The sequence below is a fragment of the Leptospira bouyouniensis genome, from assembly GCF_004769525.1.
In the GTDB taxonomy this organism is placed as follows: Bacteria; Spirochaetota; Leptospiria; order Leptospirales; family Leptospiraceae; genus Leptospira_A; species Leptospira_A bouyouniensis.
On sequence record NZ_RQFT01000007.1, the window covers coordinates 14606 to 32829 of the forward strand.

At 37.7% G+C, this 18224-nt stretch carries 17 protein-coding genes; 5 read left to right on the forward strand and 12 right to left on the reverse strand.

Annotated features, from left to right (window positions below; all coding sequences use genetic code 11):
* Positions 1 to 52 precede the first annotated feature (52 nt).
* From EHQ43_RS06205 to EHQ43_RS06220, 4 genes are read left to right on the forward strand one after another with little or no spacing between them, the layout of a single operon-like run.
* Complete coding sequence (locus EHQ43_RS06205; protein ID WP_135741267.1) at positions 53 to 1357, forward strand: ABC1 kinase family protein; 1305 nt, start codon at positions 53 to 55, stop codon at positions 1355 to 1357.
* A complete protein-coding gene (locus tag EHQ43_RS06210) occupies positions 1354 to 1587 on the forward strand; it encodes a FeoA family protein (protein ID WP_135770419.1) in 234 nt (77 codons plus the stop codon). Before EHQ43_RS06205 ends, EHQ43_RS06210 begins: the two co-directional genes overlap by 4 nt.
* Positions 1588 to 1589: 2 nt before the next feature.
* Positions 1590 to 3662, forward strand: coding sequence for a ferrous iron transport protein B (gene feoB, locus EHQ43_RS06215; protein WP_135770420.1), 2073 nt, complete (start codon positions 1590 to 1592; stop codon positions 3660 to 3662).
* A 30-nt stretch (positions 3663 to 3692) separates the two neighbouring features.
* Positions 3693 to 4685 (forward strand): N-acetylneuraminate synthase family protein, encoded by a 993-nt coding sequence (locus EHQ43_RS06220; protein ID WP_135770421.1) that lies wholly within the window; start codon positions 3693 to 3695, stop codon positions 4683 to 4685.
* A 12-nt stretch (positions 4686 to 4697) separates the two neighbouring features.
* Here the strand turns inward: EHQ43_RS06220 and EHQ43_RS06225 are convergent, their stop codons facing one another.
* From EHQ43_RS06225 to EHQ43_RS06265, 9 genes are all read right to left on the reverse strand, one after another.
* Positions 4698 to 5930: a vitamin K epoxide reductase/DsbA family protein gene (locus EHQ43_RS06225; protein WP_135754629.1), complete on the reverse strand. Its 1233-nt coding sequence runs from the start codon at positions 5928 to 5930 to the stop codon at positions 4698 to 4700.
* A 2-nt stretch (positions 5931 to 5932) separates the two neighbouring features.
* Positions 5933 to 6676 (reverse strand): 1-(5-phosphoribosyl)-5-[(5-phosphoribosylamino)methylideneamino]imidazole-4-carboxamide isomerase, encoded by a 744-nt coding sequence (hisA, locus tag EHQ43_RS06230; RefSeq protein WP_135770422.1) that lies wholly within the window; start codon positions 6674 to 6676, stop codon positions 5933 to 5935.
* Entirely contained in the window at positions 6676 to 7302 is a 627-nt protein-coding gene (hisH, locus tag EHQ43_RS06235) for an imidazole glycerol phosphate synthase subunit HisH (protein WP_135770423.1), read from the reverse strand. Before hisH ends, hisA begins: the two co-directional genes overlap by 1 nt.
* Positions 7299 to 7880 carry an imidazoleglycerol-phosphate dehydratase HisB gene (gene hisB / locus EHQ43_RS06240; RefSeq protein ID WP_167481756.1) on the reverse strand — a complete coding sequence of 194 codons (582 nt, stop codon included), beginning with the start codon at positions 7878 to 7880 and terminating at the stop codon, positions 7299 to 7301. Before hisB ends, hisH begins: the two co-directional genes overlap by 4 nt.
* Positions 7881 to 8130: 250 nt before the next feature.
* A complete protein-coding gene (locus EHQ43_RS06245) occupies positions 8131 to 8598 on the reverse strand; it encodes an LIC11177 family protein (RefSeq protein ID WP_135770424.1) in 468 nt (155 codons plus the stop codon).
* Between the two features lie 49 nt (positions 8599 to 8647).
* Entirely contained in the window at positions 8648 to 9601 is a 954-nt protein-coding gene (locus EHQ43_RS06250) for a rhomboid family intramembrane serine protease (RefSeq protein WP_135770425.1), read from the reverse strand.
* A 179-nt stretch (positions 9602 to 9780) separates the two neighbouring features.
* Positions 9781 to 10479, reverse strand: coding sequence for a Crp/Fnr family transcriptional regulator (locus EHQ43_RS06255; RefSeq protein ID WP_135741257.1), 699 nt, complete (start codon positions 10477 to 10479; stop codon positions 9781 to 9783).
* Positions 10480 to 10544: 65 nt separating this feature from the next.
* Entirely contained in the window at positions 10545 to 11363 is an 819-nt protein-coding gene (locus EHQ43_RS06260; RefSeq protein ID WP_135741256.1) for an enoyl-CoA hydratase/isomerase family protein, read from the reverse strand.
* Positions 11347 to 11874, reverse strand: a complete 528-nt coding sequence (locus EHQ43_RS06265) for a hypothetical protein (RefSeq protein WP_135741255.1) — start codon at positions 11872 to 11874, stop codon at positions 11347 to 11349. The genes EHQ43_RS06260 and EHQ43_RS06265 overlap by 17 nt, the downstream gene beginning before the upstream one ends.
* Positions 11875 to 11966: 92 nt before the next feature.
* On the opposite strand from EHQ43_RS06265, the gene EHQ43_RS06270 reads away from it, so the two are divergent.
* Positions 11967 to 13256 carry a DUF1577 domain-containing protein gene (locus tag EHQ43_RS06270; protein WP_135770426.1) on the forward strand — a complete coding sequence of 430 codons (1290 nt, stop codon included), beginning with the start codon at positions 11967 to 11969 and terminating at the stop codon, positions 13254 to 13256.
* On the opposite strand, the gene EHQ43_RS06275 is transcribed toward EHQ43_RS06270, so the two are convergent.
* From EHQ43_RS06275 to EHQ43_RS06285, 3 genes are all read right to left on the reverse strand, one after another.
* Complete coding sequence (locus tag EHQ43_RS06275) at positions 13248 to 14411, reverse strand: tetratricopeptide repeat protein (RefSeq protein WP_135741253.1); 1164 nt, start codon at positions 14409 to 14411, stop codon at positions 13248 to 13250. The two genes, EHQ43_RS06270 and EHQ43_RS06275, sit on opposite strands and share 9 nt — an antisense overlap.
* Before the next feature lie 79 nt (positions 14412 to 14490).
* Positions 14491 to 16998 (reverse strand): penicillin acylase family protein, encoded by a 2508-nt coding sequence (locus EHQ43_RS06280; RefSeq protein ID WP_135770427.1) that lies wholly within the window; start codon positions 16996 to 16998, stop codon positions 14491 to 14493.
* 3 nt (positions 16999 to 17001) lie between these two features.
* Positions 17002 to 18204 (reverse strand): hypothetical protein, encoded by a 1203-nt coding sequence (locus EHQ43_RS06285; RefSeq protein WP_135754624.1) that lies wholly within the window; start codon positions 18202 to 18204, stop codon positions 17002 to 17004.
* Positions 18205 to 18224 lie beyond the last annotated feature (20 nt).

Below are 18224 nucleotides of genomic sequence, written 5' to 3' on the forward strand. Positions count from 1 at the left end.
CGGAGTCCATTTTGTCGTTTCCAAACCCCATTTGCGTCCCAAATTAGGGTTTATGGACTCATTTTCAGAGATTGTCTCTTTCGGTCTCCACTCAAGTCTGCGGGTGGCACATTCCAGTTTTGTATTCTCAACAAGACTACTCGGAATTTTAGCAAAACTTGCGAAAGGAGAACCAAACCACAGAGAAATCGCCATCTCACTTCGCGAAGCATTCTCTCAATTGGGCGCCACCTATATCAAACTAGGCCAATTCATTGCCAGTGCTCCCTCTCTCTTCCCAATTGAATATGTAGAAGAAATGCAGGCATGTCTAGACTCTGTCAGACCGGTTCAATTCCGGGAAATTAAATCTTCTGTGGAACGAGAACTTGGAGGAAAGCTGGAATCATTATTCCATAGTTTCGAAGAAACACCTTTAGCATCTGCTTCGATTGCCCAAGTCCATGCAGCTGTCACAAAAGAAGGATTGGATGTAGTGGTGAAAGTACAAAGACCAGATGTCCACCTAACTTTGAAAACCGACATGCAGATTTTAGGAATTCTCACAAAAGTATTAGAGATCATAGCACCTGAATTTAAAAAATCAGGACTCACTGCAATGTTCCAAGAATTCCAAATTTCGATCTTACAAGAAATTGATTTCATCCAAGAAGCCAAAAACATAGAGGAGTTTGAAGCTTACCTTTTGAAGGCAAAGGAAACACGAGCCCGTGTGCCACGTGTCTATCATACACTTTCATCAAAAAAAGTTCTAACAATGGAAAGATTTTACGGAGTTCCTATTACTGATGAAAAAGGATTAAAACAATTCACAGACAACCCAAGGAAAATACTCAGTGATGCCCTTGAGATATGGTTCTCATCTTTATCCAACCAAGGATTTTTCCATGCTGATGTCCATGCAGGGAATTTGATGATCCTTAAAGATGGTAACATTGGTTTTATCGATTTTGGAATTGTAGGAAGGATCTCACCTAAAATTTGGCGAGGGCTTATGCTTTTCACACAAGGAATTGGGATTGGTGAACCTACACTCGTTGCCAAAGGTCTTGTCGAAATGGATTCAACAGATAGTGGTGTGAACCCTACTTTACTGGCAAAAGAATTGGATTCGGTATTTAACGAATTAGAGTCTGTATATGTACATTTAACAGAAAACGAAATGTTTGATGAATCCAAAGTGAATCGAATTATGTTCGATATGAAGGAAATTGCCGAAAAAAATGGATTAAAAATCCCAAGGGAATTTGCTCTCCTCATGAAACAAATGTTATACTTTGACAGATACGTAAAATCAATGGCTCCAGAAATCAATTTGTTTCGTGACTCTCAAAACTTTGTCATAGGAAAAACATGACTTTATTCGATTTAAATGAAGGAGATTCGGCAGAAATTGTTTCCATCAATATGGACAAACTACCAAAGCCGATGCTTACGGAACTTTTGGAGCTAGGATTTTTTCCTGGTGCAAAAATCCTTTTAAAAACTAAATCAGTGATTCTTGGCAAGCTGATCTGTACACTAGGTGGGACCACCATCGGTTTACGTATGAAAGATGGAGAAGCAATTTTACTTAAAACCACTTAACGATGAAAGAAAAAAACATTTACCTTGTCGGAAATCCAAACTGTGGTAAAACCACACTATTCAACCAACTCACAGGACTTACTCAAAAAACAGGAAACTTTAGCGGAGTTACTGTCGAAAAAAAAGAAGGGTATATATCCTTACCAAATATTGAATTAAAAATTACCGACTTACCAGGGACATACGGTCTCGGTGGGATTGCCGAAGATAAAAAAATCGCTTATGAAGTTTTACTCAAACGCAAAGAAGATGAAGTTGTCATTTATGTATTGGATGCACTCAATTTAGAACGTGGGTTACAATTTTTGTTACAGATTATCGATATGGGTGCCCCCACTCTCGTTGTGCTAACCATGAAAGATGTTCTGGAGAAAAAAAGAATCCAGTTGGATTTAGAAAAATTAAAACAATCTCTTGGACTACAAATTGTACTTGTGAATGCAAAATCAGGCGAAGGTATTGCCGAATTAAAATCCTTACTCGCAAAGGAAGAATCTTTTCAAAAACAAAAACGTCTTTGGAAGTGGGATGAGAAAGAAGAATCCTATCTCAATTCACTCAAACAAAAACTGAAAATCACAACAAATGAAGCAGAGTTTTTCCTAACACAATCATTAAAATTTCTAAATGGTGACCCGCATTTACAAGACAACCGTAACTTAAACCAATTCCCAATAGAAACGAAAGAACTCTTATCAAGAGAGATAGAATCTAAATCATTCCATTTTGGATACCAAGAGGAGATGATCCATCGATCTATCCTCATTAAAAAAATTATTTCCAATTCAATTTTTTACCCAAATGTAACAAAAGGTGGATGGGAAGAGAAATTAGATCAAATTTTTTTACATCCTGTATTTGGGTTTCTCTGTTTTTTCTTACTAATGGGAATTTTGTTCCAAAGTTTATTTAGTTTTGCTGAAATTCCTATGGACTTAATCGAAGGTGGGATCACAAAACTACAAGATTTCACTGGCTCATATTTACCTGATGGCCCACTTCGATCTTTACTCGTAGAAGGAATATTAGGTGGCGTTGGGAGTGTTGTTGTTTTTGTTCCTCAAATTGCTTTATTATTTTTGTTCATTGGAGTCTTAGAAGAATCTGGTTATTTAGCTCGTGCTAGTTTTTTAATGGATCGATTGATGGGAAAATTTGGTCTCTCAGGAAAATCGTTTATCCCTCTACTTTCCTCGGCGGCTTGTGCTGTACCTGCCATCCTTGGAACAAGAACAATCGAAAACAAATCGGATCGATTCACAACGATTATGGTTTCACCACTGATTATGTGCTCTGCAAGATACCCAGTTTATATATTAATCGTCGGAACTGTATTTAGTTACCCCCCTATTTTTGGTATCTTTAATGTCCAAGGATTTGTATTGTTTTCTATGTTCTTTTTGGGCATGGCCGTGAGTTTTACATTTGCTCTCATTTTTCGGAAAACTGTATTTAAAGAAAATGCATCATACTTTGTGATGGAATTACCAAGATACAATCTACCATCTATCAAAAGTTTGTTTTTTACTGTTTATGGAAAAGTGAAATCCTTTTTAGCAACAGCGGGACAAATCATTCTTTATATCTCAATATTACTTTGGTTTCTAAGTCACTTCCCCGCAGAGTATAAAGACGAAGTTTGGAAAACTAGCCCTATCGAATCCTCTTATATCGGTCGTGTAGGTAAGGTGATGGAACCTGCAATTGCCCCACTCGGATTTGATTGGAAAATTGGAATCTCAATTCTAACTTCCTTTGCTGCAAGAGAAGTGATGGTATCCACCTTAGCTGTATTATATGGATCAGAAGAGGAAGGTGAGGAATCAGAATCTTTGCGAGAAACATTACGTGCTGACAAAAAATCGGATGGATCTTTTGTTTGGACTCCGCTTACAGGGATCTCACTCCTACTGTTTTTTGCCTTTGCAAGCCAATGTATGTCCACTCTTGCTGTCACAAAAAAGGAAACCGGTAGTTTGTTATGGCCCACAGTCCAGTTCCTATATATGACTACGCTTGCAATATCAACATCCTTTATCGTATACCAATTAGGAAAAATTTTAGGATTTGTTTAATCTGCCGACAATGAAAATTAGAGGCACACTTTGGATTTTCATATTGGCAAAAAAACTCTTACAAGAAACTCAGAACCATATTTAGTCGCAGAAATTGGACTGAACCACAACGCTAACTTAGAAATTGGGAAACGAACGATTGAAAAAGCAAAAGAATCGGGCGCTCATGCTGTAAAATTCCAAACTTACATTACAGAAGAGTTCATTGATGCCACAAACCCTGAAGTAAAATTTCTATTTGATATCTTCAAACAATACGAGCTAAATGAATCTTTCCACAAAGAATTCCAAAAAACGGCATTGGATCTTGGACTTGATTTTTTTTCTACGCCATTATGTGATTCAGCAGTGGATTTGTTATCAAATCTAAACGTTCCTATTTTTAAAATTGCTTCAGGAGACATTGTCAACTTACCTTTGTTAAACAAAGTTTTCCAAACCAAAAAACCAATTATTGTATCCACTGGTGCAGCATTACCTGAAGAAGTGGTACGAGCTATTTCAAAATTTCAAACTGAAAAGGTAGAAGTATGTCTCCTTCATTGTGTTTCGATGTATCCAACACCCATTGACAAAGTGAATTTAAAATCCATTCCTTATTATTTGGATACGACAGAGTATGTAGTTGGATTCAGCGACCATTCGGACGGAACACTCGCATCAAATCTTGCCATTGGTTTCGGAGCTGTTGTCATTGAAAAACATTTCACATTAGATCGAAATTTAGATGGACCAGACCATACAATTTCTATGGATCCTATTTCATTTAAAAAACTAGCAGAAGAAACCAAACAAAGTTTTTTAATGCGTGGTGAGTATGGAAAAAATACCCATAAAGAAGAAACCGGTGGTTGGTTTTATGGAAGAAGGTCTTTGTACAAACAAAATCAATCAGTGCTGAGCCTTAGGCCTGCTCTTCACACAAAAGACAAAACAGTTTTAAATTCTTGGGATTTAGATTTAGTTGGAGATCCTTCCAATTTACCGGAAGGACCCATCCGATTGGCACCTATCAAAAAATAGGCGCCATTTGTGTTACATCTTTTGGATGATTTGTTCCAGTAAAGTTTTTAAGAACACAGGGTTTGGCGTTCCACTTTCAATTTTTCGATCATTGATGTAAAGAGAAGGAGTTGATTGAATATTTAATTTCTCTGCTTCATCAATCTCTGCATTCAATTGATTTTGAGCTTCCTTTGATGCCATACATGTTTTGAGGGAGTTCACATTGAGTCCAATGAGGTTCCCTAAATTGACAACACTTGCACCAGAATGAGCCACACCTTTTTCTAAGTTATCATACAAACCACGATACATTGGTTCAAATTTTCCTTGTTTGTCCGCACAAATTGCAGCCATGGCAGCAATACAAGAAGTAGCCCCAGGTCTAGGTTGTTGCATAAGTCGATTACAAGAGCCATCTAAAGGAAAATTTTTATACACAACCTTTACCATTCCATCATATTCAGAAAGTACCGTATGTAAAATATGACTTGTGTGGAGGCAGTGCCCACAATTGTAATCAGCATACTTTACAATTGTGATAGGTGCGTCTTTTTTCCCAATACTAGGAGACCCTTGCGTTTTGATTCCAAGTGTTGGCTCTAAAAAGAAAGCATCAATTTTTGTTTGTATTTCTTTAGAATCCATTCCTCTCGAAGTTGCGAGTGTGTTAGAGGACTCTCCCTTCACCCACATTTTGCTCGAAGCAAAACCAACTGAAAAACTAAAAAAGAATACAAGTCCAAATGTCGCATAACCATCCTTAATCGAAGAAGGAATGTCTAATTTTGGTTTTCCTTCTGTTTTCCATAATAAGTAAAGAATTACAAGCAAAGTAATCGTTACAATGTATGTGATAAAACACAATTGGCAGATGGTGCCAATGATCCCAACAGATATTCCAAATAAGATGAGATCAAAGAAAAGTCCTAATGCTAAAACAGGAAAGAGGAGAGAAATTAGTTTGGACACTTCATCTGAACTAGAACTTTTTGATATAAGGTAAAAAACATACACAACTAACCCATAAAATCCAAATCCAAGCAAAGCGATTGGAACATTCCCGAGGAATGGAATTCCAGGGATTGCGGAATAAGAACTTTCTGCTACTTTTAAACAAGAATCTCCACCACCTAATGCAGAACAAGCGGCACCTGCGACATTATCTGTCCCAATACCAAAATACTCAACTGCCAATAGGAAAGAAAAAAGAAGTCCTAAAACCCCTACGACGAGTCCACCGATTGCCAAATTTTTACGATTCATTTCTATTTTTCCCTCTTTTGATTTAGAATCCTGATACTTTCTTTTAGATCTAATTTTCCTTCATAAATGGCTTTTCCTGTGATGGCACCAAACAATTTTCCATCGGTTTGGTCATACAGTTCCACCAAATCCTGAGTGGAGGAAACACCTCCAGATGCAACGAGTTGTAAATCTGGAAATTCAGTGAGTAATTCCTTATATAAATGGGTACTCGGACCTTCCATCATCCCATCTCTTGCGATATCTGTAAAAATCACATGGCGAATTCCCATCGCATACATCGTATTTAAAAAATCTTTATATAAGATCCCTGAGTTGGTCTCCCAACCTTTGGTGCGCACATAACCATTTTTAGCATCTACTCCAATGACAATTCGGTTTTGGCCAAACAAAGAAAGTCCTTTTTCAACTATCTTAGGATCTTCGACAGCTATCGTTCCTAAAATAAACCTTGAGACTCCTAAACCATCATAAAACTTCATGTTATCGACGGATCGAATACCACCACCTAACTCAAGATCTACGGAACATTTTTCTTTTATTTTTTTGATTGTTTTTTCATTTTCCGATTTACCTGTCTTAGCTGCATTAAGATCTACAATGTGAATCAAGGTAGCACCTTGTTCTTCAAACACTTGGATCATTTTTTCAGGTGATGAAGAATAAACAGTTTTTTTAGAATAGTCTCCTTGTAAAAGGCGGACAGCTTCGTTATCGAGTAAATCAATTGCAGGTAATACTAACATTAGAGTTCTATGAAATTTTTCAGGATTCCCAGTCCTAGTTTGTCTGATTTTTCAGGGTGGAACTGAGTTCCAAATACGGTTTCCTTTTCCACAACTGCTGGAAAGGATTCCCCGTAATAATGACAATTAGCAGTGATGTCCAACCTGTCCACTCCCACTGGTCGATAGGAATGGATGAAATACATAAAGGATTCGCTAGGAATTCCCTTTAGTAGTTTGGTATTTTTTTGTTTGATATCAAAGAGTTTGTTCCAACCCATATGAGGTACTTTTAAATTTGATTTCCCTTCAAACTTTCGAATCTTCCCTCGTATAAGACCAAGCCCCGAAATTGTCGATCCAGGTTTACTTGTTTCATCAGAATCTTCGAATAACACTTGGTAACCGATACAAATCCCAAACAAATATTTTTTTCTAGCGATATGGTCTTTGATTAGAGTATCAAAACCTAGTTCGTTAAGGTTTTGCATTGCTTTGTCAAAATGGCCATCACCAGGCAAAATGATTTTGTCTGCTTGTTTTACTTGATTTGGATCGTTTGTGAAAACAAAATCATCTGTATAAAGAGAAACAGCTTTTAATAAGGAATGGATATTTCCCATTCCAAAATCTAAAACTGCAATCACTCGAGCATTCCCTTGGTCGATGGGATTTGGTCTTTGGCACTAGTATCAATTGCGATTGCTTGTCTTAATGCTTTGCCTAATGCTTTAAAAATAGACTCATGGATGTGGTGTCTATTTTCGCCGTAGTGAACCACTACATGTAAATTCATTTTTGCGTTAAGTGCAAGTTTCTGCAAAAACTCTAACGTGAGTTCGGCGTCATAAATTCCAAATTTCCCATCAAGCGTAGGACCAGTGTATTTAAAATAAAATCTTCCGCCAAGGTCGACAGCAACGGTTGTCAAAACTTCGTCCATCGGGAGTGTAAAATTTCCATACCGAAAAATCCCTTTTTTGTCCCCGAGTTGGTTATGGATCATTTGTCCCAGTAAGATCGCTGTATCTTCCACAGAGTGGTGGCAATCGATACCGATATCACCGCGGAGTTTTAAATCCATATCGATGAGACCGTGTTTAGCAATGTGTGAGAGCATATGCTCAAAAAAAGGGATTTCTGTATCAAATGCGTAAACACCACTGCCTCGGAGGTTTAGGTCCAAGCGGATGTCCGTTTCGGATGTTTTTCTGGATTCCACCATATTCCTAAGCATGTTTGGTAGAAAACCCAGCTGTCAAGAGAGAATGTATAAGATTTACGTTGCGAGGCTCAAAACACCAACCAAATTATAACCGATAAAAACCCAAAAACAATAAACCAAGGCTATGACAACAAAAACCAAAATTCGTTTCCAACGTGCGTTCAAAAATGTCCCTCTATCTGGACTAACAAATCACGTAAAAAACCTTCTCAGTTTTTTTTAGGAAATTGGATCTTTTTTTTACGTTTTTTTATTTTCCAAATCTTTGGTTGAACATTCGTATCAGTTCCGAAATGGAATCCTCTACATATTTAAAGTGTTTTGGTTTCATGGGGTCAAGAGGCATCATATCATGGATTTTTTTGTAACGATCAAAAGACTCTCTGATGTATTCCAAGTATTTTTGGCTCGTAATCCCATACCGTTTGAAAAGGGATTCATTTTCAACAAACATCCGTTTGAATTCATCCGCATAATTGCCATCATTCAAAAAATAAAATCGTAAGTCTGTTTTTGCCTGGGAAAAGGCGATATCAATGTTTGTGATGAATTTGGATGATTTGGAAGTTTCTGTACTGACTTGGCTTTGAGAAGATAATTTTGCAGCCACTTGTTCAATTGCCTTTTGTTCGGAAACTCGTTTTTCTTTTTCGAAGTCTTTTGCTAATTTTTCGCGCTTTAACACCTCTTCCACAGAGGACTTTTTTTCATCTGGCATAGTTTCATTATCCCTATCTCACAGTTGTGTCAAGGAATAAGACGAAAAATTATGCCTTCGCCTTACGTAAGGCACAATTTGGCAACCATTCACACCGGAGGCAAATGGGATCCTCGGTATTATACGTAGAAGGAGGGCAAATATTGGCGTTTTCAACTTGTAGTGGTTGTAAATAATTTATTACTGAAGTACGATCCTTTTTCATCTCAATTTGTTTGAGAATGATTTCATTGGATTTCTTTTGGTCCAAAAATAAATCTTCAACTGGCATTTGTTTCGGATTTGATTGTGGAAAAGACTCTTTTTGTTTGGTTGGTTCAAATTCCAAACTTGGTAAATAGGGAATTGCCGATGGTAAAAAATATTTAGGAAATAATTTGATAAGGGATAATGCGGTTAGGGCTCCACCTAAATGGCAAGTGCTAGAAATTTCACCATTCCCAAATTGAGAAATCAAATACCCAATGAGTAAGGCAGCCCACACTGCATTTTTTGCTTTGACTGGAATGATAAATAACAATAGTTCTGCGTTTGGATAAAAAAGACCGAATAACGCAAGTAATCCGAAGATCGCTCCTGAAGCGCCGATGGTTTGCGAAGTCATCGATTCTAAAATCGAAATCCCGCCACCTAACATTACATTTAAATAAGCTGACAATACTACAAAAATTCCAGCACCAATCTGAGATACAAAATACAAAATCACAAACTTGGTTTTCCCAATGATAGGAATGATATGATTACCTAACATATACATACCATACATATTAAAAAAGATATGGAGAGGGAGTAATCCCACTTCGTGTAGGAATCCATATGTGAAGACTTGCCATACCGCACCATTCAATACAAAATCAGGTGTGAGACCAAATCGAAAGACTAGTTGTTGGTTGGCAAAGTATTGTAAAAAAAAGATAAAACAATTTAGGATTAAAATAACATTTAAAGGATGTAGGATCGGATTCCCGAATAAACTGAGGCCCTGGTTTCGATTTCTACTCATGGTACTTCCAAAATTTAGAGTCTGGGGAAAGAAACAAGGGAAATAAAAAAAGGGGGAATCCTTTCGAAAGCCCCCCGGGAGTGATTTAAGGTAAAATCAGGCAACAGACCCTACCTTGATTATCAATCACTTCTACCATCGGATTTCTAAGGCACATGCTTAATAGTTCGGAGAAAAAATTAGGCGATTTTTGAGAGAGAATAGAGAGCTTCTCTGTTCAGAATATCAATACGGTTTTTGTCGACCGAGATAAATTCCCGTGCCTTAAGATCCGAAAGGGCACGAACCAGAGTTTCCGTTTTTGTTCCAATGAAAGTCGCCAATACATCACGAGTGACTTTGAGCTCCACATGGTTTTTTCGACCTTGGGCATTGTCTAAAACGATAAGGATCTCTGCTAATTTTTCATGGACTTGTTTGGTTCCCAAGGAGACCACATGTTCTTCCATCTCGCGCCATTCCTTTGCCATTTGGCGGAACACTTCTTTTTGGAAGTTATTATCATCTTTGACAAGGGCATCAATGAGGGCTCCTGTGATGTAACAGGCGTGTGTGTCCTCTACTGCCACAACATTGTGGTGTGAGATCGAATCTGAAATACAATCACGAAAGCCTACCCAATCCCCAGGTCCACTCAAACGAAGGGTTTGTTCTTTCCCACTGGCAAGTTGTACGTAACTTCGGACAAGCCCCGATTTAATGAAAAAAAATCCTTCCGCTTTGACCCCTGCAGTCACAAGGTGTTTGCCTCTAGGAAATATTGTAAAATCTTTCCCCGCATTAATACGCTCAATAGTTTCATGTGCAGCACAGTGCAGCACATTATGATTTTTATAATCACATAAAAAACAATCTGGATTGAGTGGAAGTTCAGACATTACACTTTTATGGTTCCCCTTACCAGTCGATTGTCGAGACAAAATTTTAGAAGACTTCTAAAATTTCATTTCCCCTTAAATTTAGGATCCCGCTTTTCTATAATACTCTGGATGGTCTCTTTAAAGTCATCCGAGATAAAATTTCGTGCTTGCGATTCTGCTTCTTTTTTCAATGCAGAATCCAATTGTTTCCAGGAGTAAAGATTCCCTTTTAATTCTTGCAAGGCAAGCGGAGACGCCTTTGACAATGAGAGCGCAAGTTCCATCGCTCTTTCGTAAACAGAAACTTTAGGGACAGCATCAAGAGCAAGGCCCCACTCCTTTGCCGTATTTCCATCAAAGGTTTCCCCAGTGAGGAGTATCCTTCCTCCTAAACTTTTTCCGAGCAATTCAGGTGCCAAATAACTCGAGCCCATTCCAGGATGGATTCCAAGACGAACAAAATTAAATGAATACTTTCCATCACTTGCGAAAATTCGTAAGTCACAACCAAAGGTTAACGATAGTCCAGCACCGATGGCATGACCATTCACAGCTGCAATGACTGGCACTGGAAGTTTTCTGACAGACAAAAAGAAACCATAAAACTTTCTCATATCACGTCTGTTTTGCGAGAAACTTTTTTCAGAAAAGGAGCGTAATAAATTTAAATCTCCGCCCGCACAAAAAACATCATTCCTTCCTGAAACGATGACGGCTCTCGGTAGATGTTTTTGTTTTCGGATCGAATGGATTAAATCAGAGAACTCTTCCCCCATTTTCCATGTCATGGAATTTCGAGAAGAGGGATTGTTCAGGAAGATGGAAAGAATAGTTCCATCTTCTGTTTCACGGGATTCTAATTCTAGGAATTCATACTCTTTGGCTTCAAATCGCGATTTCATCTATCTGAAAGGATTCGTACCAGGCTTTATCTTGTAAAGATAAAGGTTTGTTCCCAATCTCCATATTTTCAAAGTAATTGAGAAGAATTTCTAAATGTTGGCTTTCCATATTTTGGTTGGGTGATGCAGAATCAATGCCTTTGCTAAACAAAACATCCGCACGAATTTTATCTTTGTAATGATCAGGTTTTCCAGAGAAGATCAAATGCGCTGAAATCAAATCAAATCGAATCGTATCGACAATCCTTCGTAAAGAATCTTCAGACTCTAAATAGTATCTTGATGCCACTTCTGTTTGGAAATAATCCCCCCAAGTGATAAGATCAGGAACTGATCCCGTTTGTTCTAAAATTTTCTTTTGGGTCTCTTCATCTGTATAAAGATTACCGGCAAATCGTTCCAATATGGAATGGAGTTCTGACAAAATGGCTACCTTTTCTGGATTGAGGAGACCTTGTCGGATCATTGGCATAAGCTCAGGATTTACATGTTTTGGGAGAGTTAGTTCCATATACTTCCCATTTCGGCGGATTCTGTCGTTTTCTCGCATATTTTCTCAGTTAGAAAATCAGTTTTGACCCTTTAAAAATCGATAATTTTAGTATGGCGATCGGCAGAACAGACTCGATGCAGGAACTCATCACGATTTTAGAATCGTTGTTTGATGAGACAATCATTGGTTCCGATGTCAACATTGTAAAACATCTCTTCTACTATTTAAAAGCTGACAATCGTGAATTTGAATTCATTTACGAAGAGGATAACTTAGTCGCAGCCGTAGAAGAAATTGAAGCCCATACTGTCACTTTAGTGATCCCCGACCTAATTGAAAAAGGTTCCAGAAGGGCACGTGTTCGTTTTGAAGTGATGAACATCAACTACCAATTTGAAGTTGTCATCCTCGATATCCAAAAAGACCAAATTGTCATCAAAACTCCCACCGAGTTACAATCGTACCAACTCAGGACGAACAAAAGGATCCCAGTTGATGATTTGTTTATGAACTTTATCATTCTCTTTCGAAGTTTATCTGGAGGATCACGGGAAGTTGGGAAAAACCTTTATGCGGAAAGTAGATTCCCTCACTTAATGAAAGAAGTACGAAAAGACAGACCCGATAGTAAACTTATTAATATAATGTTAACGGAGGCAATTGAACGGATTTCTAAAGATTATGAAATTCACTTTTTCAAAGATGATCAAAAGTTAAATGAATTTGACGACTTCATTAAAAAAACAATCTTACGGACATCAAAAACGATCTACATCTCGGATTGCAACCGGATCACATCATATATCAATGAATCGAATGATGATGTATTATTTAATTATCATTCCGAACACAAAGAGATGGCAAAAGAGCTAGGTGATGAATTTGCTTTAGAATTTTTTGAATCCATGCGTAAACATGAGTCCAGGAACTTTTATGTTTCATACATTATCACTCCAATTCGATTATATGAAGATGTAGTGGGATTTATCAAAGTATATTCAACTGCCATGGAAAGATTTACGATTTCACAAAACCAAGCAGTCTATATTTTTGAACTTGCTGAAATCATCAGTTACGTATTCACGAAAATTGCAATCCAGTATGGTAGTTACGAAACCATGCAATCGACAACAAAGGTTGTAGATATTTCTCTTGATGGTTTATTATTTGAAATTTACGATAAACGATTGTTTCACTATTTAAAAAGACACAATATCATAAAAATGTTCATCCCACTCAATAAAGAAAGGACTATGATCCTTCGTGGGGAGATCATTCGTTTTTTGGACAAGGGGGATCATTACCATTTGGGTGTGAACTACTTTAGTTCAGCACCTGATGATATGTTGTTTTTAGAATCTTATCTATTTGAAAAGAGTATGAAAATCTTATCAGAGTAATCCGGATTGTTTTTCGGCAAGTCTGATTGCGTTCAATAATTCTTCCGAAAGAGTGGTTTCACCTGTATAGTACAATCGCAAAAGTTTTCCATGTTCTACAAGTTTTGCTCTGTAGGTGGTTTCTTCCATTGTGCCCCTAGTTTCTTTCCAGCGTAAATTATAAAATTCGCAAGCAAGTTTGTGCAGATAATAATCTGATTTTCGTAGGGAATAAGCTTTGTTTAAAAATTCTTCCGATTGACTCGCCAATTCATCCCTGGATTTTCGAAGGTCAACTGAATTTCCAGCCAGGTTTGTATGTAATAAGTTTAGAAATGTAACTTCAAAACTATAAAGCCAAACTTCGTAAATTTTAGGATACAAAGTGCGGGCTTCTTTTGCAACTTGAGGCATAAGTTCTAATTGTTTTTTATTTTCTTTACCTTCAACTTTGAAGTAATAAGTTAAAAACCTTAAATAATCAACTAAGAATAACAAACGTTCTTGGGGATTCGAAAATCGTTCTCTATTTTTCCAAGCCATTGAATATTCGAATGCGGTAGAAACATATCCTTCCCCATCTTTCCAATGAGCTTTCCCAAGTGCATAATGCAAATCTGGTGAACTTTGGTCTAGAGAAACTGCATGTTTGTATTTACGTAGGGCTTCATCCATTTGGCCTTTGGCAAAATAATGATCCCCTTGTTTTTTAGCGATGAAAGCCTCTTCGTACTTGGTGGTGTCTAGTAACCTAGCGGCCGTTACTGGTCTATCTTCAATCAACCGTAAATAACCTTCACCTCTAACTTGCCATCCAAAAAAAGTAGTGAGATAAACTGATTTCACTGTGATCATTCCCACAATATTTCCATCACGGAATGTTTTGTGGTCCTGATTCTTTTCTAATAAATATAAGGTTTGGCCAACACGAATCCCTTTGGGATCGGCAACTTTGATCGTTACGGTGTCTGGTCTTGTGTCGACTTCTAACTCTTGGGAAAGTTTATCCACTTCGTAAAAACTTGCTTTTTCGATGCCAACAACTTCCCCTACCACAATCATTCGTAAAGGATCTAAGGAAGATTGGCTTCTGAAAGCAAACGCCATCCGATCTGTTGGTGACTGTGCCCATAAAAAGGAAACCAGTAAAAAAGGGAGGATAAACAGTCGAACCATCTAAGGTAAGGATCGACCGAATTTAAAACTCTGTGAGAAGAAAAATAAAATCCCTACCAGATCGGTAGGGAAAAATCTCTTATTTAGGAAGGAATTCTAAACGGTATTTACCTTCCCCAACTTGGTTTTTCGAGTACAATATCTTTCTATGGACCCCATTCGTATAATCTTCCACAAGGTTACCATAAAAAGGACTTCCTAAATTCCCACTGTTACCAATTGGGAGTTGGGTCAAGGATTCTTCAAACCTACCATAATCTATGACCCGACGTTTGGAAGGCCCTGAAGTCGCTATCCAGTCTTCTTTCATCAGTTTGTATTTTAGGTTATTGACCACTTCCGCTCCACCTGAACTTGGTAATGGACCAATATCAAATATCCCACCAATCAATGGTAATACGCCAAGTGGGTGAGGGTGTTTGATTTTGTATAAGTGTTTCCATTTCCATAGGCTTGGAGAAGCAGAAACATTTTTCTCCAGATACTTCGCTGTCTCTTCAATGGAACGATTCAAAATATCTTCTCTTGTTTCCACTACACCTGATGTCCTCAAATCATCCCAATAATTGGAATTTGGATTTCGAATGAAACGTCGATAGGCATTCCAATATTCTGCCAATTCACCATACATCTCAAAATTTTCTTTGCCCATTTCATCTATTAGGAGTTCTTTTAAAGTAATGTAAAAGAACACATCATAAACTGCCGCTCCTTGAGATTCTGGAAAATGTTCAAAATTCCAATGTTTTAATATTTCTAGAACTTTTTTTCCACCTAACGTCTTAGGCTGTTTTACTGACGCAAATACAATTTCTAAGTACTCAGGTGCAAAGGAAGAGACGGAATCAGTTTGGATCGCTGCAAGTTCTTCTAAACTCCATTTTTCTTGAGTTTCCAAGATCCCAACTAACCTTTGAAAACGATCAGGAGGTTGCCAATTTCCCTCAGGTTTTCCAAGACCAGGTAAACTCTGGTTTGTCACTAGGTTATTTGCTGTAACAATGATTCCATTCTTAGGATTGATGATTTTCGGATTGTTTTTTGAAGGAACATATCCAATCACATCGTTTTCACCGGTGGATCCTTCTAAAATTTTCCTTGGATTCCCAGTTTTTAAAATTGGGAACCGACCCACTGCATAATAAGCAATGTTTCCATCCTTGTCCGCATAACTAAAATTAAGACCCGGAGCGCCAATCATTGATGAGGCGGAGTCCAGTTCTTGAAACGACTTGGATTTTCCCATTTTGTATAGCACATCAAGTAGTGGATTTTCCAAATGGTGGTGAGCCCAATATAAACTGACTGGTCTACCTTTATAACCTTTGATATGTTCAGTGATGATTGGTCCATGGCCCGTGATGGCCACTTCCAAAGGAATAGTAGTTCCATCCTTTTTTTTGATTTCATCTTTGTAGTAAGTTAACTCTTTCCAAGTTGAACCAGATTTGTATTTCCCAGCTTCAATGGTTTCTAAATACAAATTCACATCATCTTGTTCTAACATGGTGAGTCCCCAAGCTTTGTCACGATTGTGAGCAATGAGAGGGAAAGGAATAATCGACAAAAAATACCCATAGTTTTCATACCCTGGGTATTCGATATAGGCTTCATACCATGCACCAGGATTGGATAATGCAATATGTGGGTCGTTGGCAAGGACTGCTCCACCACTTGATGAACGACTCGGAGCGACAAGCCATGAATTACTTCCTTCGAGTGGTTCAATTGGGATTTGGAGTGAACTGACAAATTCCACCAACTGCTTTAGGTTTGTAATCTCTTTTGGTTTTCCATTATTCTTTGTCGCAATCTTTTGGTCCAAAATGTTTGTATGGTTTTGATTGAGTTTCTTCGGATCCTGTATTGCCAGTTTTTTAATTCCAGGTTGAGATTCCAAAATGGATGCATTTTGTTCAAAGTCATACCTTGGAAAAAGTTCACTCGCTGATCTTCCAACTAACTCAGATTCCATAATCGTATATAAACTATCCGATTTAATTCCTTCTGCGAATGAAAATCCCATATAAAACAAAAAGGAAATGGCATCTACCCGATCGAAAGGTCGTGGTTTAATTCCAAGGATCGTGTATTCGATTGGTAAACTTTCAGTTTCTAGAAAATGGTTCACACCTTCCAAAAACCAATCGAGCTGTTCCCAAGCTTCTGGATAAATGTGTTTTGTCTGGTTGGCATAAGTTTCTGCCGATTGTTTCAATAATAGTGATTTGAGAAACTGATCAGAAGGGATCAATTTTTCACCAAAAATTTCAGTTAGTTCCCCTTTTCCAATCCGTCTTTGTAATTCCATTTGGAAAATTCGATCTTGCGCCATCGTAAAACCTAACGCAAAATAGGCGGACTTTGCATCTTCGCCAACAATGTGAGGAATCCCAACTTCATCTCGAATTACTGTAGCTTTCGAAGAAAGTTTATCAGAACGAATCTCACCTTGGTATTTTGGAGCTTTGATGGATACAAGACCCCAAAATAAGATGTGTAATGTCACTGGCAAAGAAAGGATAAATAGAATTAAGAGACTTATAAATGGTCTCTTTTTGATAAATGTTTTGATTTGGTTTAACATAGTTTATTGTAATGCTTTAATTTGACGAATTCTGTTTTGTTTGTCAGCAGAGTCCCAAGCTGCATTCGAAAATGATTCCACCTTATAGTATTTGGTTTTGTATTCATCTTTATAAGGCACCACAAGTTCGCGGTCTGGTTCTGTTGTTTTGGCTGCTTGGATTTTTCGAAGCCCTTCTGCACCTTGGTTGAACCATTCAGGATCAATTGGTAAATTGACTCGGTGGCCACGAAAGGATGTAGCAATGTATGGACCATCTAAATCTTTATCACGAAGGATTTTCCCGTAAAAAGTAAATTCTACTTCGTTAGATCCGGAAACTAAATCACCATCATACACTGCATAGGCGATATATTCTCCATTTTTTTCATCTTTTAAATTTGCTTCTAAATGATACTTCCCTTTTTTATAAACATTTACGACAGATCTAACTATGAGAGATCCATCTTGTAATGAATCTGAGAAAACTCCATTAAATTCTGCAGGGATCGAAGGGCTGGAAAAAAAACTAGATGTTAAAGTTGTTTTTAAATTTTCAGGACCATAGGTAATTTCTGCGACAAGAGACATTTGTCCCCAATCAGCTTTTTGAGGTTTCCAAGAGAATGTGTGTATATTATCCCCTCGTGTTTGGTCACCGTCAGTTCCATTATCATTCACGGAAGCACTCACAACTCCATACCGCTGACCTTCCCATTCTTTGAATACTTGGTGAGAATCGATGGAAACTTTTACACGATTTCTTGCCTTATCACGACATTCTAGTGTAACATACATCATATCCTTGTTTCCAATCACAGCCCATGTTTTTGGTTGGAACATACAAACATAACCAGTTGGCTCATTCGTTTTTGCATCAATGGTATAATCAGGTGATGTTTCAATGATAAATGGAAACGCTAAATCATGATTGAGGATGGACATCGGTCTTGAAAATGGTGGGTATTCCGCCCATTCCATATATTTTTCTAAAATAAATTCTGGAGTTGCACCATCATCAGGAATTCCCTCTCCACCTACGCCACCTTCTCCTCCTGATTCATAACCTTGCGTTGGATCAGAACTATTTGCCATTCTTTCTTGTCTTGCTTTTTCTTTTGCTTCTTGGTCGGTTCCGAAACCGTCCTTTACGAAATAAAAGATCAAACCTACCAACACCAGTATAACAATAGTTAGATACAATCCGTATCTACGAAATAAATCCATACGCTCCCTTCCTTTTCTTT